Raw genomic sequence first — 15,536 nt, forward strand, 5'->3', positions numbered from 1 at the left:
AACCGCACGGCCCCATCGAGACCGAAGCAGCCCGCCGCCTCGCCGACGACCTCAACAACCAGTAGTCATCTGTTAACCCAACACTTTCTCAGGCGATGGTGACGGTCAGCAGGCCGTCCGGGGCGGCGGCGACGGTGATGCCCGCGAGGGTGTCGGCGTGGGCGTGCGGGTGATGGGGGAGGGCACGCGGGCCGATGCCGACGACGCGGGTGCCGGCGGCCCTGGCGGCGGCGATGCCGGCGCCGGAGTCCTCGAAGGCGAGGCAGTCCGCGGGGGCGAAGCCCAGGGCGGCGGCGCCCTTGAGGAAGCCCTCGGGGTCGGGCTTGCTGGCGCCGACGGACTCGGCGGTGACCAGGACAGGCGGCAGCGCCAGGCCGGCGGCGGCCATCCGGACCCGGGCGAGCGGCTCGTCGGCGGAGGTGACCAGGGCGTGCGGGAGGCCGTCCAGCGCGGCGAGGAAGGCGGCGGCGCCGGGCACCGGGACGACGCCCTCGGTGTCGGCGCGCTCCTCGTCGAGCATCCGCGCGTTGTCGGCCAGGTTGAGCTCGACCGGGCGCTCGGGCAGCAGGGCGGCCATGGTCGCGTGGCCCTGGCGGCCGTGGGCGACGGCGAGCACCTCGGCCGGGTCCAGACCGTGCCGCTCGGCCCAGCGGCTCCAGCAGCGCTCGACCACGGCGTCGGAGTTGACCAGGGTGCCGTCCATGTCCAGCAGGACGGCGCGGGCGGTCAGGCGGACGGGGGCGGCGGGGGCAGCGGGCATGGGACGGCTCCTCGGAGAGTCGGCGACGGAAGAGCCGGTGGAGGCAAGCTCTTTGTTTCTGAATGATACAAAAGATCAGCCGAGCAGGTGGGCGTTGGCCGCGCGGGCCTCCTCGGCCAGCTCCGGCAGCTCCACCACCTCGACCCCGGCCGCCGTCAGCAGCGCGCTGCCCTGGCAGTCGGCGACGAAGAGGTCCGGCTCGCGCCAGGCGACCACCACCCGCGGCACACCGGCCGCGAGGAGCAGTCGGGCGCACGGCACCGGCCGCGAGGCGCGCTGCCCGCAGGGCTCCAGCGAGCTGTAGACGGTCGCCGAGCGCAGTCGGGGGTCGCCCGCCGGGAGCTTGGCCAGCGCGGCCTCCTCGGCGTGGTCGTGCGGGTCCGCCTCCCGGCTGTAGCCCTCGGCCAGCACCGTGCCGTCGGCGCCGACGATCACCGCGCCGACCGAGAAGGCCGTCGTGGACGGCGGGCAGCGGCGGGAGAGCTCGACGGCCCGGCGCAGGTGGTCGAGGTCGGTGGGCGCGGACGGGGTCACGGCGCGGGCTCCTTCGGGGCGTACCTGAGCAGGACGACATCGCCCACGGTACGTGCCTCCAGCAGCCGCATCCGCCGGGCCGGCCCGCCCGGGAACGCGGCCGGGCGGACGAAACGGGGCGCCCCGGCCTGGCCGACCAGCAGCGGGGCGACGGCCAGCTGGAGCTCGTCCGCCAGGCCCTGGGCCAGGAACTGGGTGTGCACGCCCCCGCCGCCCTCGACCATCAGCCGGCGCACCCCGCGGGCGCCCAGGTCGTCCAGCACCGCGCCCAGGTCCACCGCGGCGCCCAGGGCGACCACCTCGGCCAGGCCGGCCAGCCGGGGGCGCAGCACCGCCGCCCCGGCGTCCGTGGTGTAGGCGAGCCGGGCGCCGCCGGTGTGCCAGAACCGCAGGCCGGCGTCGAGGTCGCCGCCGGCGCTGAGCGTCACCTTCAGCGGGTGCTCGGGGCGGCCGGCCGCCACCCGGGCGGCCCGCCGCCCGGGGTCGTTGACCAGCAGCCGGGGGTTGTCCACACGCAGCGTGTTGCCGCCGACCAGGATCGCGTCGGCGGCGGCGCGCTCCTCGTCGACCCGGTCGAAGTCGGCGGCGTTGGAGAGCAGCAGCCGGTCGGGGGAGGCGTCGTCGAGGTGGCCGTCGAGCGAGACGGCGGCGCTCAGCAGGACGTGGGGGCGCGGGCCGGGCATGGCGGGGACCGTTCTGTCGGGGGCGCCTCCACGGTACGGCGCAGGCCTGCCGGGCGGAGGCAAGGCGACCGCCATATGAGACGGATCTTCTCGGGATGCGGGACGGCGAGTAGCGTCGGAGCCGACCGCGGAGCACCGCGGCCGACCGTCGTCCAGGGGGATCCCATGACCGGACCGCAGCCCGCCGCCGTCTACACCCACGGCCACCAGGAGGCCGTACTGCGCTCGCACCGCTCCCGCACCGCCGCCGACTCGGCCGGTTACCTGCTGCCCGAACTGCGGCCGGGGCAGGCCCTGTTGGACGTCGGCTGCGGGCCCGGCACGATCACCGCGGACCTGGCCGCACTGGTCGGCCCGCAGGGGCGGGTGGTCGCGGTGGACGCCTCCGCCGAGGTGCTGGAGCAGGCTGCCGGGCACGTCGCCGGGCGGGGCCTGTCCAACGTCGCCTTCGAGCGTGCCGACGTGCACCGACTGCCGTACCGGGACGGCGAGTTCGACGTGGTGCACGCTCACCAGGTGCTCCAGCACGTGGCCGATCCGGTGGCCGCGCTGCGAGAGCTGCGGCGGGTGACGGCGCCGGGCGGCGTGGTCGCCGTCCGGGACGTCGACTACGCCTCGATGGCCTGGTTCCCGGAGGTCCCCGCGCTGGACCGGTGGCTGGAGCTGTACCGGCAGATTGCCCGTGCCAACGGCGGCGAGCCGGACGCCGGGCGGCGGCTGCTGTCCTGGGCCCGCGCGGCCGGCTTCACCGAGGTCGTCGCGAGCTCCTCCAGCTGGACGTACGCGACGCCCGAGCAGCGCGCCTGGTGGGGCGGGATGTGGGCGGACCGGGTGACGGGCACCGCGCTGGGCCGCACGGCGGTCGCCCGGGGCTACGCGGACCGGGACGAGCTGGAGCGGATCGCGGACGGCTGGCGGGAGTGGAGCACCGCCGGGGACGGCTGGTTCGCGATGCTGCACGGCGAGGTCCTGGCCCGCGGCTGAGCGGGGCGGGGCGGCCCGGCCGGGGAGGGCAGGTGTTCGGAAAGATCGGGTAAAGTCGCGCGACCGTTCAGATGCGGGCCCGTTCGGGTCCGAGCCGCGGTGCCGAGCACCGAGCCGATGCCCGTTCCGGCGGGGTGGGGAGTCCACGTGTCCAAGCCTGAGTCCGAACCGGCCGCCCCGGGGCCGGAGTCGTCCGCGGCCACGGCGGGTGGCGGGGACACGGACGCGGACGCGGGACCGGGCCCGGGGGCGCCGACGGCCGGTCAGGACCCCCGGGTGGACTTCCGCAAGGACGCCGCGGACGCGCCCGCCGCCCCGGTCGCCCCGGGCGAGCCGGTCGCCCCGGGCGAGCCGGTCATCCCGGGCGAGCCGGTCATCCCGGCCGAGCCTGCGGAGCCGTCCGCCGCCCCGGTCGCCCCCGTGCCGCCCGCCGATCCCTGGGCCGCCCCCGACCTCTCCGCCTCCCCGGCCGCCTCCCCGGCCCCGGCCCCGGCCGCCGTCCCGCCCTCGGCCGCCCCGCCCCAGCCCCCGCACCCGCTGCCCGCCGGCGGCTGGGCCTCCGTCACCCCCGCCGCGCAGTCCGGCTTCCGGCCCGGCCACCCGTACGCCCCGGTGCCCGGCCACCCGTACGCCCCGGTGCCCGGCGACCCGTACGCCCCGGCGCCCGGCCCGGCCCCCACCAACGGCTTCGCCGTCGGGGCCCTGGTCACCGGCCTGCTGCTGGTGGCCCCGGTGGCCGTGGTGTTCGGCATCCTCGCGCTGGTCCAGATCAACCGCCGCAAGGAGCGCGGCTCCGGGATGGCGGTGGCCGGCCTGGTGCTCGGCACGATCGGCACGGTGCTGCTGGCCCTGCTGCTCGGCGCGGCCGACTTCGGCGCGGGCCGGGCCGGCGGGTTCGGCCAGGCCCAGGCGCCGGCCGGTGCGGTGCACTGGTCCGACCTCAGGGCCGGGGACTGCTACGACTCCCCGAGGAGCGGGTCGACCACCGGCGGGGACGGTGACCGGGCCGTGCTCTGGGTGCACCGGGTGGCGTGCGCCGAGCCGCACCACGGGGAGGTGGCCGGCACCACCGACCTCCTGCTCGGCGGGGGCGCCTACCCCGGCGAGGACGCCGCCCGTACGATGGCCGGCCGGCTGTGCCGCTCCGTGCTGGACCGCTACGCGCTCGACCAGTGGACCGTCCCGGACGGCATGGGCGACGTCTACCTCTACCCGAGCGCGAGGAACTGGGCGTCCGGCGCGCGGTACGTCACCTGCGCCTTCGAGGACCCCGAGGAGCGGCACCGGGGGAGCCTGCGCACCGACCGCAGCCTCCTGACCGCGCCCCAGCTGGCCTACCTGGAGGCCGTCCAGGGCTTCAACGACGACTACCTGGACCAGCCCGAGCAGGAGGTCGCCGAGGCCGAGGACGAGTACCGGGAGTGGGCCCGGCGGGTCGCCTCCGCCTCCCGGACCCAGGCGGCGGTGCTGGGCCGGACGGACGTGGCCTGGCCGGCCGACGTCCGGCCGACCATCGCCAAGCTGGCCGAGGCCAAGGCGCAGGCGGCGGCGGTCTGGGAGGCCGCGGCCTCCGGCACCGACCTGGCGGGCGACCTCCGCCGGGCCCGGGCCACCGAGGCCCGGATGGCACCGACGAACCTGGAGATCCGCCGCGGGCTGGGCCTGTCCACCGGGGAGCAGGCGCCCGACCTGCGGGTCTGAGCGGTCGCGGCCCCGCCGCTCCCGGTTACCGGCCGTTGACCGGGCCCGTACCTGCCGGTAACCCGCCGGCCGTACGGTCGTGGGTACGTCCCCGGCCCGACCCCCACGCGAGCCGGGGACCGTCCCGCCCACCCGGGGACCGTCCCGCCCACCCGGGCCCGCCCCGCCCGCCGAGGACGCCACGGGAGCCCGGGACCGCACGGCCCGCCCCCGCCCGCGCCGCGGAACGGCCCCGCTACCCTCCCGCCATGGACACCTACCGGGTGATGCGGCAGGACGACAACGGCAACCGCTTCCTGGTCGCCAGGGGCCTCGACCGGGACGCGGCCCGGAGCCTGGCCGCCGGTTTCGAGGCCCGCGGCCACAAGCAGCTGTACTGGGTCGAGGCGGACGGGGAGGCGGCCGGCCCCGGTCCGGCCGACGGAACGGTCCGCAACGCCTGAGCCCGTAGGGTCGGGCCCATGGACGCGACCGACGACCCCACCCGCGAAGCCGCCGCAGCCCCCGAAGCCCCCGCAGCGCCCGAAGCCCCCCGGATCGTGGTCGGCGGCGCGCTGGTCCACCACGGCCGGGTGCTCGCCGCCCGGCGCAGCGCGCCCGCCGCGGTGGCCGGCCGCTGGGAGTTCCCCGGTGGGAAGGCGGAGCCGGGGGAGACGGAGGCGCAGGCGCTGGAGCGGGAGCTGCTGGAGGAGCTCGGCGTACGGGCGCGCGCACTGACCCGACTGCCGGGCGCGTGGGCCGTGCGCCCCGGCCTGGAGCTGCGCTTCTGGGCCGCCGAATTGCTGGCCGGCGAGCCGCGCGCACTGGAGGACCACGACGCGCTGCGCTGGCTCGGCCCGGACGAGCTGGACGCCGTGGACTGGATCGACCACGACCGTGACGTGCTGCCGCACGTCGCCCGGCTGCTCGCGGACGCTCCGGCGGGCGCCGCCTCGGCGGGGGCGGGGGAGGGCGACGCGCCGTCCGCCGGGTAGGTCAATCGGACAAGACGACCTGGAGACCGGGATAGCCTGGGTGCTGCTGGGTATGTCACTTTTCGGCACTATTCGTCACCATCGGTGAGCCGTCCCCAGCCGGCGACGCCGATCCCGACCAGAGCCGGAGGCCCCGTCGGTGTCGAGTACCGGGTACGGCGCCGGGGCAGAGCGGCGGGCAGGCTCCGCGGGGAGCGCCGCCGCTCGTGCCCGGCTGCGCCGCGCCGCCCGTCCGGACGCCCCCCGGCCCTCGGCCGCCCGCCGCCGCGGCGGCACCGTCGAGGCCCCCGGCGCCGAGCGGCCCGACCAGTCGGCGCCGACCCCGGCGGTGGCCGATCCGGGGGCCGGGTCCGGCCTGCGCGGCCGCCCCGGCCGGCCGTTCCCCGGCGGGCCGGGGGACGCCGGCCCCGGCGAGGGCGCCCCCGCCGAGGGCAGCCTGCTGGACATGCTCAAGGTCGCCATCGCGATCCTGGACACCGCGGGCCGGGTGGTGCTCTGGAGCCCCGCCGCCGAGGAACTGCTCGGCTGGCCGAACGAGCTGCTGGTCGGCCGCCGGATCGACGAGCTGATCCCGGACCGCGAGCAGGTCGCCCGGATCCGGGCCGCGATCCAGGACACCCTGCGGCAGGGCCGCTGGGCCGGCTACGCCGAGCTGCGCGACCGGGACGGCGAGGCCGTCGCCGTGGACGCCCGGATCTCCCTCCTGGTGGACGGCGACGGCACCCCGTTCCTCCAGGTCAACATGGCCGAGGCGGCCGCCGTCCAGGCCGTCGAGCGGGACCTCGCGGTGCGCGACGCGCTGTTCGAGCAGTCCCCGCTGGGCATCGCCATCATGGACACCGACCTGCGCTACACCGCCGTCAACCGGACCCTCGCCGGGATGAACGGCATCGCCCCCGAGGACCACGTCGGCCGCACCACCGGCGAGACCCTGCCGGAGCGCGCCGCCGACGAGATCACCGCCATCCAGCGCCAGGTGCTGGCCACCGGCGAGCCGGTCATCGACGTCACGCTGGCCTCCCCGGTCACCACCCGGGCCGGCTACCGCTCGATCTCCTACAGCCGGATGACCGACCGCTCCGGCCGGGTGCTCGGCATCTCCGGCACCGTGATGGACGTGACCGAGCGCTACCGGGCCGTCGCCAAGGTCGAGCACGCCCGGCGCCGGCTCTCGCTGCTCAACGAGTTCGGCTCGCGGGTCGGGGACCTGCTGGACGCCGCCCGGATCGCCCAGGAGCTGGCCGGCTCGGTGGTCCCCCGGCTGACCGACCACTCGGCGGTGATCCTGCTCCAGGCCGTCGCGCACGGTGACGACCTGCCCCGGCACGGCCACGACCGGCGCACCTCGCTGCTCCAGCTCGGCACCGCCTCCGTCCAGGAGGGCCCCGAGGTGGAGGTGATGCTGCGCCGCGGCGCCCGGATCACCTTCGCCGAGGACTCGGTCTGCGGCCGGGTGCTGCGCACCGGCGTGCCCGAGCTGCTGTCCGGCGCCGAACAGCTGGACGACGTCACCTACCCCGGGGACCCGAAGATGCAGGCCGCCCGGGACCTGGGCGTGCACTCGATGCTGGTCGTGCCGCTGCGCGCCCGCGGCATCGTGATCGGCCTGCTGCTGGTCAGCCGGGCCGGCTACCGCGAGGGCTTCGACCGGGACGACCTGGCCTTCACCGTCGAACTCGCCGACCGGGCCGGCAGCTCGCTGGACAACGCCCGCCTCTACGCCCGCGAGCGCACCGCCGCGCTCACCCTCCAGCGCACCCTCCTGCCGCAGCAGGTCCCCCAGCCCACCGGCGTCGAGGTCGCCTACCGGTACGTGCCCGGCAGCAGCGGCACCGAGGTCGGCGGCGACTGGTTCGACGTGATCCCGCTGCCCGGCGACCGCACCGCGCTGGTGGTCGGCGACGTGATGGGCCACGGGCTGCGGGCCGCCGCCACGATGGGACGGCTGCGCACCGCCGTCCGGGTGCTGGCCGCCCTCGACCTGCCGCCGGACGTCCTGCTGCGGCACGTCCACGAGCTGGCCGACGACCTCGCGCAGGGCCCGGACGAGGCGCTGCTGGCCACCTGCGTCTACGCGGTGTTCGACCCGGCGACGGCCCGGCTCACCGTCGCCAAGGCCGGGCACATCCCGCCGGTGCTGGTGGTGCCGGGCGAGGGCGCCGCGGAGCCGACCCGCACCGGCGGCTTGCTGCCCGGCGGCGCCGGGCGCATCCTCGACCTGCCCTCCGGCGCGCCGCTCGGGGTGGGCGGCGTCCCGTTCGAATCGGTCGAACTGAAGATCCCCGAGGGGAGCCTGCTGGCGCTGTGCACCGACGGTCTGGTCGAGTCCCGGGACAAGGACCTGGACGTCGGCCTCGGCCGGCTGGTCACCGTGCTCCAGGAGCCGCACGCCTCCATCCAGGCCGCCTGCGAGGCGGTGCTGGACACCATGGAGCAGGGCCGGGAGCCGGACGACGTGGCGCTGCTGCTGGCCCGGCTGGGACACGGCCAGGCCGGCACCCCGACGGCGGGCTGGACGCTGCCGGCCGAGCCCACCGCCGTCTCCCGGGCCCGTCGGCTGGTCCGCGCCACGCTCGCCGAGTGGGGCGTCGAGGAGCTCACCGACACCGCCGAGCTGCTGGTCAGCGAGCTGGTCACGAACGCCGTCCGGTACGCCAGCGCCCCCATCGGGGTGCGGCTGACGCTCGGTGAGACGCTGCTGGTCGAGATCTCCGACCCGCTGCCCGACCCGCCCCGGGAGCGGCACGCGGCCGAGGCCGACGAGGGCGGGCGCGGGCTGGAGCTGGTCCACAGCCTGGCGCTGCGCTGGGGCGCCCGGGCCGAGGGCATCGGCAAGGTGGTCTGGTTCGAACAGGCGCTGCCGGGTAGTGGACCGGACGGATCGTGAGCGGAGCGAACAGCGGGGGGCGGTGCCGACGGTGTCATCGGGTGCTCGGGGGGAGCGCGCGCTCCGGAAGGGGGCGCGAGCGTGGCATTGTGGTTGCGCGGGCGATAGGACAAAAACCTTCGCCCGATCTGATGTTGTGATGTTGAGGGCGTGTGAACGTACCCCTCGATGATGAATACTCGGTCTTCTCGACATCCGGACGGTCGCGGGTTGGAGGGGTCGGTCCGTTGAACAGCACTCCGGCGCGGAGCGTGTCGCCGAGCAGCAGCGGTCATGCCGCTGTACCCGGGCAGGCCGGCTCCGCGCACCTGCCCGTACCGGACGGTGCGGTGGCCGGCCGCGGGCACCGGCCCGGCGCCGGGGACCGCTCCTGGGGCGCGGGGGATCCGGGCTCGATCTACGACTACATCCGGGTCGCGACCTTCGCGATCGGCCCCGACGGGCGGATCAGCCAGTGGAGCGAGCGCGCCGCCGAGTTCTTCGGCGTCCCGGCCGCCGAGGCCGTCGGCGCCGACCCGATCAGCACCTTCGTCCCCCGCGAGCTCTGGCAGCGCGGCCGGGCCCGGCTGGAGCGCACCCTGGCGGGCGAGGAGTGGGTCGGCACCACCCCGTTCCGTGACGCCGACGGCAGCGAGGGCCTCGCCGAGCTGTACCTGATGCCCGACAGCTCCCTGCCCACCGCGGGCGCCACCTGCCTGGCCGTCGACCTCGGCCGGCTGCGCCGGATCGAGACCGACCTGGCCGCCTCCGAGGCCGTCTTCGGGCAGACGCCCACTGGCTTCGTGCTGTTCGACGACCGGCTGCGGCTGCAGCGGGTCAACGACGCCTTCGCCTCCGGGATGGGCCTGGTCCCCGCCGACCTGGAGGGCCTCACCCCGCACGACCTCTTCCCGCCGTCCGAGGCCGACCGGCTCTCCGCCGCCCTGCGCAAGGTCGTCGCCACCGGCGAGCCCGTCTTCGACCTGCGCTTCCACGGCGCCGTCCCGACCCGCGAGGGCAACCGGCTCTGGGCCGTCTCGCTGTACCGCCTGAACGGCTCCGCCGGGCAGACCATGGGCGTGGCCGGGCAGGTCTCCGACGTCACCAGCCGGCACGTCGCCGAGCGCGAGGCCGACGGCGTGCGCCGCAACCTGGCCCTGCTCAACGAGGCGAGCGCGCACATCGGCTCCACGCTCGACCTGGAGACCACCGCCAAGGAGCTGCTGGACGTCGTCGTCCCGCCGTTCTGCGACCTCGCCACCGTCGACCTCTACACCGCGCTGCTCTCCGGCGAGACCGTCCCCAGCGCCGGCCGGCTCGGCGACACCGTGCTCACCGACGGCAGCGGCGAACTGCGCCGGGTCGCCGTCTCCAGCGTGGTCGGCGGCGCCTCCTCGGTGCTCGGCTCCGTCACCGGCCTGCCGATCGCCGAGGCCGGCGGCACCCTCTGCTACCCGCGCCGCTCCCCGCACGCCCGGGCGCTGCGCACCGGCCGCAGCGTCGTCCCCGAGCCCGGGCGCGACCCACTGCTGCGCTCGACCCTGATCGTCCCGCTGGTCGCCCGCGACCAGGTGCTCGGCCTCGTCCAGCTCTCCCGGGCGATCGGCAGCGAGCCCTTCGACGCCCGCGACGTCGCGATCGCCGAGGAGCTGGTCGCCCGGGCGGCCGTCTGCATCGACAACGCCCGGCTCTACCGGCGCGAGCACGAGCGGGCGCTGATCCTCCAGCGCAGCCTGCTGCCCCCGGGCAACCCGGCCGCCAGCGGCCTGGAGATCGCCTGTCGCTACCTGCCCAGCAACAACAACACCGAGGTCGGCGGCGACTGGTTCGACGTGATCCCGCTGCCCGGCAACCGCACCGCGCTGGTCATCGGCGACGTGATGGGCCGCGGCCTGCGCGCCGCCGTCGCGATGGGGCAGCTGCGCACCGCCGTCCGCACCCTGGCGATGCTCGACCTCGACCCGGCCGAGGTGCTCGGCGCCCTGGACGAGATCGCCCGCGGCCTCGGCGACGACTCGGTGCCGGCCGGTCCGCCCACCCCGTACGGGCGGCTCACCTCGACGGCCGACGAGGAGGCCCGCGAGGTCTACCTGGCCACCTGCGTCTACGCGGTGTACGACGCCGTCACCCGCCGCTGCGTGTTCGCCAACGCCGGCCACCTGCCGCCCGTGCTGCTCAGCCCCGGGGAGAGCTCCCGGATGCTCGACGTGCCGCCCGGCCTGCCGCTCGGCGTCGGCGGCGAGCCCTTCGAGGAGGTCGAGCTGACCCTCCCGGACGGCGCCGTGCTCGCCCTCTACACCGACGGCCTGGTGGAGAGCCGCAAGCACCAGCTGGACGAGGGCCTGCGGGCCTTCCGCAGCGCGCTCTCCGACGGGGGCAAGGGGCTGGAGGACCTCTGCGACCACGTGCTCGGCGAGCTCAACCCGCACCACGGCGAGGACGACATCGCCCTGCTGATGGCCAAGGTGCACGCCTTCCCCGACGACGCCGTCGGCAACTGGTTCCTGCCGCCCGAGCCCACCTCGGTGGCCAAGGCCCGCGAGCTGGCCTGCAGCTGGCTGCTGGCCCGGGGGCTGGAGGAGCTGGTCGACACCACCGAGCTGCTGGTCAGCGAGCTGGTCACCAACGCGCTCAAGCACGGGCGGGGCGAGATCCGGCTGCGGCTGCTGCGCGAGCGCAGCCTGGTCTGCGAGGTCTGGGACGACGGCTACGCCCAGCCCCGGCAGCGGCGCGCCCAGGAGACCGACGAGGGCGGGCGCGGCCTCCAGCTGGTCAGCCTGCTGGCCGAGCGCTGGGGCAGCCGGCGCACGCCCAAGGGCAAGATCGTCTGGTTCGAGCTGGCGCTCTAGGGGCCGCCTCGGCGCGGGGAGCGGTGGGCCGGACGGGTGCAGTCGCCCCTCGGCCCGCCGTGTCGGCGCGGGCGCCGGGCCCGGGGCGGCGTTCGATGGCCGCCATGCGCGTCCGCCAGCTCACCGCCGCAGCCGTCGCGCTGCTGCTCGCCGCCGGTCCCGTCGGCTGCTCCGACGACCCGGGCCCCGACCGGGCCCCCGCCCCGGCGCCCGTACCGGCCGATCCCACCGCGAGCACCGGGGACGTCGGGCCCGTCGACCGTGCCGCCGTCCGGGACGGCGGCACGCTGCGCTGGGCGGTGGACGGCGTCCCGGCCACGCTGAACGTCTACCAGCCGGCGGCGACCGCCGACTCGGTGCTGCTCGCCCACGCGCTGTACCCCTCGCTGTTCCGGCCCGACGGGCACGGCCGGCTGCTGCCCGACCCGGACTACCTGGCGGGCGCCGAGTCCACCCCGCCCGGGCAGACGCCGCAGGTGGTGACGTACCGGCTGAACCCCCGCGCGGTGTGGAGCGACGGCACCCCGGTCTCGGCCGCCGACCTCGACGCCCAGCGGGCCGCGCTGTCCGGCCCGGAGGCGGCCCGCCGGGGCGTGCGGGCCGCCGGGTACGACGCCATCGACACCGTCGCCCCGGGGGCCGACCCGCACGAGGTGCGGGTGACCTTCCGGCGGCCGTACGCGGAGTGGCGCTCGCTGTTCGGACCGCTCTACCCGGCCGCCGAGACGGCCGCCCCGGCCGCCTTCGACCGGGCGCTGACCGGGGTCGGCCACCCGAGCGCCGGGCCGTACGCGCTCTCCCGGTACGACGCCGAGGGCGGGACGGTCACCGTGGAGCGCAGCCCGCTCTGGTGGGGCGATCCGCCGAAGGCCGACCGGATCGACTTCCTCGCCGCACCGCCCGGGCAGCGGCTGGACGCGCTGGACCAGGACCGGCTGGACGTCGCCCCGCTCACCGCGGCGGTGGACCGGGCGGTGCCGGCCGCCGGCCCCTCCGCCGCCGCCTCCATCGCCCCCTCCTCCGCGGCCCCCTCCGCCGCCCCGCCGCCCGCGGCCGTGCCCGAGGCGGCGGCGCTGGCGCTGCGCCGGGCCGAGTCGCTGCCCGGCGTCACCGTGCACCGGGCCGCCGCGGCCTCGCTCACCCAGCTCACCCTGAACGCCGCGCGCGAGCCGCTGACCGACCCGCTGGTGCGCCGCGCCCTCACCCTGGCCGTCGACCGGCGGCGGATCGCCGACGCGGCGCTCACCCCGCTCGGCCTGCCCGCCGCGCCGCTGGGCAGCCATCTGCTGGCCGGCGACCAGGAGGGCTACCGGGACGACAGCGGCGCGGTCGGCCCGGCGGACCCGGCCCGGCTGCTGGACGAGGCGGGCTGGGTGCGGCCCGCCGGCGGGGGCGTCCGGGCCAAGGGCGGCCGGCCGCTCGCCCTCGCGCTGCTCGTCCCGGCCGGGTCGGCGACCGCCAAGCGGACCGCCGACGCGCTCGCGGCGGGCCTCGGCGACGCCGGGATCGCGGTGGAGCAGGTGGCGGCGCCCGCCGAGTCCTTCGCCGGGGAGCACCTGGCGGCCGGGGACTACGACCTCGCGCTCCTCTCCTGGCCGGCCGGCCCCAGCCCGGCGAGCGAGCAGCGCTCCGTCTACGCCAAGCCGCGGCCGGACCCGGACGGCGTCCCCGAGCCGGGCGGCAACTTCGGCCGCGGCGGCACCGAGGAGATCGACCGGCTGTTCGACCGGGCGGCCGCCGAAGCGGACCCGGCGGCCCGGCTGGACCTGCTCCGGGAGGCGGACGAGCGGATCTGGCAGCTCGGGCACTCGGTGCCGCTCTACCAGCGGCCGGAGCTGGTCGGCGTCCGGGCCGGGGTGGTCGGCGCGGGCGCGTACGGCTTCGGGTGGCCGCGCTTCCAGGACGTGGGCTGGAGCCGCTGACCGGCCCCGGAGCGCCGGCGGGGTGCGAACGGCAGGGGGTCGGCGCACGGCGGCCGGGTGAAGGGAGCGCGACCCTCCTGTGATCTTGATCCCCTGCGACCAGCCGGTTTCTGCTCACCTGGGCGCTTCCCCGTACGATAGGAGGAAGCCGAGGCATGTCCATATGCCCGGCGGGTGGACCGGTAGTAGCAGGCGGAACGGGTGGCGGCGGCCGAAGGGGCCGCAAGTGCGCGTCTCGCGGCCGGGCGCCGTAACCCACGATTCCGGGAGAATCCGCTAGGCATGCCCACGCGCAACGACATCCGTAACGTCGCCATCGTCGCCCACGTCGACCACGGCAAGACCACCCTGGTCGACGCCATGCTCAAGCAGGCCGGCGCCTTCGCCGCCCACCAGCAGCTGGACGACCGGATGATGGACTCCAACGACCTGGAGCGCGAGAAGGGCATCACCATTCTCGCGAAGAACACCGCGGTCAAGTACCACCCGAAGGACGGCGGCTCGCCGATCACCATCAACATCATCGACACCCCGGGCCACGCCGACTTCGGTGGCGAGGTCGAGCGCGGCCTGTCGATGGTGGACGCGGTCGTCCTGCTGGTGGACGCCTCCGAGGGCCCGCTGCCGCAGACCCGCTTCGTCCTCCGCAAGGCGCTCGCCCAGCGCCTGCCCGTCATCCTCTGCATCAACAAGACGGACCGCCCGGACTCCCGGATCGACGAGGTCATCAACGAGACCTACGACCTGTTCCTGGACCTGGACGCGGACGAGGAGCAGATCGAGTTCCCGATCGTCTACGCCTGCGCCCGTGACGGCGTCGCCTCGCTGACCAAGCCGGAGAACGGCACCGTTCCCGCGGACAGCACCAACCTGGAGCCGTTCTTCTCCACCCTGCTGGAGCACGTCCCGGCCCCGAGCTACGACGTGGACGCCCCGCTCCAGGCCCACGTCACCAACCTGGACGCCGACAACTTCCTCGGCCGCATCGCGCTGCTCCGCGTCGAGCAGGGCGAGCTGCGCAAGGGCCAGACCGTGGCCTGGATCAAGCGCGACGGCTCGATCCAGAACGTCCGCATCTCCGAGCTGCTGATGACCGAGGCGCTCACCCGCAAGCCGGCCGAGATGGCGGGCCCCGGGGACATCTGCGCCGTGGCCGGCATCTCCGACATCATGATCGGCGAGACCCTGGCCGACCCGGAGAACCCGATCGCGCTGCCGCTGATCACGGTGGACGAGCCGGCCATCTCGATGACCATCGGCACCAACACCTCGCCGCTGGTCGGCCGCGGCGGCTCCGGCAAGGGCGCCGACGCCAAGTCCGGCGTCAAGGTCGACCGCAAGGTCACCGCCCGCCAGGTGAAGGACCGCCTGGACCGCGAGCTGATCGGCAACGTCTCGCTGCGCGTGCTGGACACCGAGCGCCCGGACGCCTGGGAGGTGCAGGGCCGCGGTGAGCTGGCGCTGGCCATCCTGATCGAGACCATGCGCCGCGAGGGCTTCGAGCTGACCGTCGGCAAGCCGCAGGTGGTCACCAAGGTGGTCAACGGCAAGGTGCACGAGCCGGTCGAGCGCCTCACGGTGGACGTGCCCGAGGAGCACATGGGTGCCGTCACCCAGCTGATGGGCATCCGCAAGGGCCGCATGGACAACATGTCCAACCACGGCTCGGGCTGGGTCCGGATGGAGTTCGTCGTCCCGTCCCGCGGCCTGATCGGCTTCCGCACCGAGTTCCTCACCAACACCCGCGGCACCGGCATCGCCCACTCGATCCACGAGGGCCACGAGCCGTGGTTCGGCCAGCTGACCACCCGCAACAACGGCTCGCTGGTCGCCGACCGCGCCGGTGTGGTCACCGCCTTCGCGATGACCAACCTCCAGGAGCGCGGCGTGCTCTTCTGCGAGCCGGGCACCGAGGTGTACGAGGGCATGATCGTCGGCGAGAACTCGCGCTCCGACGACATGGACGTGAACATCACCAAGGAGAAGAAGCTCACCAACATGCGGTCCTCGACCGCCGACGTGGCCGAGTCGATCGTCCCGCCGCGCAAGCTCTCGCTGGAGCAGTCGCTGGAGTTCTGCCGCGAGGACGAGTGCATCGAGGTGACCCCGGAGACGGTTCGCATCCGTAAGGTCGTCCTGGACCAGAAGGACCGCGGACGCACCGCCTCGCGCGCCAAGAAGGCGTGATCCGGACGTACTGAACGGCCCTTGGCCGGAATGGTTCGCCCCCCTTTCCCATGGAGAGGGGGGCGAACTTTTTCAA

9 protein-coding genes and 1 pseudogene are annotated in these 15,536 nt (G+C 75.9%); 8 read left to right on the top strand and 2 right to left on the bottom strand.

What is annotated here, in order from left to right; translation table 11 throughout:
• Positions 1-88: 88 nt before the first annotated feature.
• Positions 89-760 carry an HAD-IA family hydrolase gene (locus ACH5AR_RS25270; protein ID WP_396303781.1) on the bottom strand — a complete coding sequence of 224 codons (672 nt, stop codon included), beginning with the start codon at positions 758-760 and terminating at the stop codon, positions 89-91.
• A gap of 75 nt (positions 761-835) precedes the next feature.
• Positions 836-1,977 (bottom strand): annotated as a pseudogene (locus ACH5AR_RS25275) (dihydrofolate reductase family protein).
• A gap of 165 nt (positions 1,978-2,142) precedes the next feature.
• On the opposite strand from ACH5AR_RS25275, the gene ACH5AR_RS25280 reads away from it, so the two are divergent.
• The 8 genes from ACH5AR_RS25280 to typA all read left to right on the top strand — a co-directional run bounded on the left by ACH5AR_RS25280 (position 2,143) and on the right by typA (position 15,460).
• Positions 2,143-2,961, top strand: coding sequence for a methyltransferase domain-containing protein (locus ACH5AR_RS25280; RefSeq protein ID WP_396303782.1), 819 nt, complete (start codon positions 2,143-2,145; stop codon positions 2,959-2,961).
• Positions 2,962-3,237: 276 nt separating this feature from the next.
• The gene (locus tag ACH5AR_RS25285; protein WP_396303783.1) at positions 3,238-4,662 is read left to right on the top strand and encodes a DUF4190 domain-containing protein; all 1,425 of its coding nucleotides are present in this window, start codon (positions 3,238-3,240) and stop codon (positions 4,660-4,662) included.
• Between the two features lie 248 nt (positions 4,663-4,910).
• Complete coding sequence (locus ACH5AR_RS25290; protein ID WP_396303784.1) at positions 4,911-5,105, top strand: SPOR domain-containing protein; 195 nt, start codon at positions 4,911-4,913, stop codon at positions 5,103-5,105.
• A gap of 18 nt (positions 5,106-5,123) precedes the next feature.
• Positions 5,124-5,636, top strand: coding sequence for an NUDIX domain-containing protein (locus ACH5AR_RS25295; protein ID WP_396303785.1), 513 nt, complete (start codon positions 5,124-5,126; stop codon positions 5,634-5,636).
• A gap of 139 nt (positions 5,637-5,775) precedes the next feature.
• Positions 5,776-8,523, top strand: coding sequence for a SpoIIE family protein phosphatase (locus ACH5AR_RS25300; protein WP_396303786.1), 2,748 nt, complete (start codon positions 5,776-5,778; stop codon positions 8,521-8,523).
• Positions 8,524-8,750: 227 nt separating this feature from the next.
• Positions 8,751-11,351, top strand: a complete 2,601-nt coding sequence (locus ACH5AR_RS25305; RefSeq protein ID WP_396303787.1) for a SpoIIE family protein phosphatase — start codon at positions 8,751-8,753, stop codon at positions 11,349-11,351.
• A 104-nt stretch (positions 11,352-11,455) separates the two neighbouring features.
• The gene (locus ACH5AR_RS25310; RefSeq protein WP_396303788.1) at positions 11,456-13,273 is read left to right on the top strand and encodes an ABC transporter family substrate-binding protein; all 1,818 of its coding nucleotides are present in this window, start codon (positions 11,456-11,458) and stop codon (positions 13,271-13,273) included.
• Between the two features lie 282 nt (positions 13,274-13,555).
• A complete protein-coding gene (gene typA, locus ACH5AR_RS25315; RefSeq protein WP_396303789.1) occupies positions 13,556-15,460 on the top strand; it encodes a translational GTPase TypA in 1,905 nt (634 codons plus the stop codon).
• Positions 15,461-15,536: the final 76 nt, after the last annotated feature.

This window comes from Kitasatospora sp. NPDC018619, assembly GCF_044391605.1.
GTDB lineage: Bacteria > Actinomycetota > Actinomycetes > Streptomycetales > Streptomycetaceae > Kitasatospora.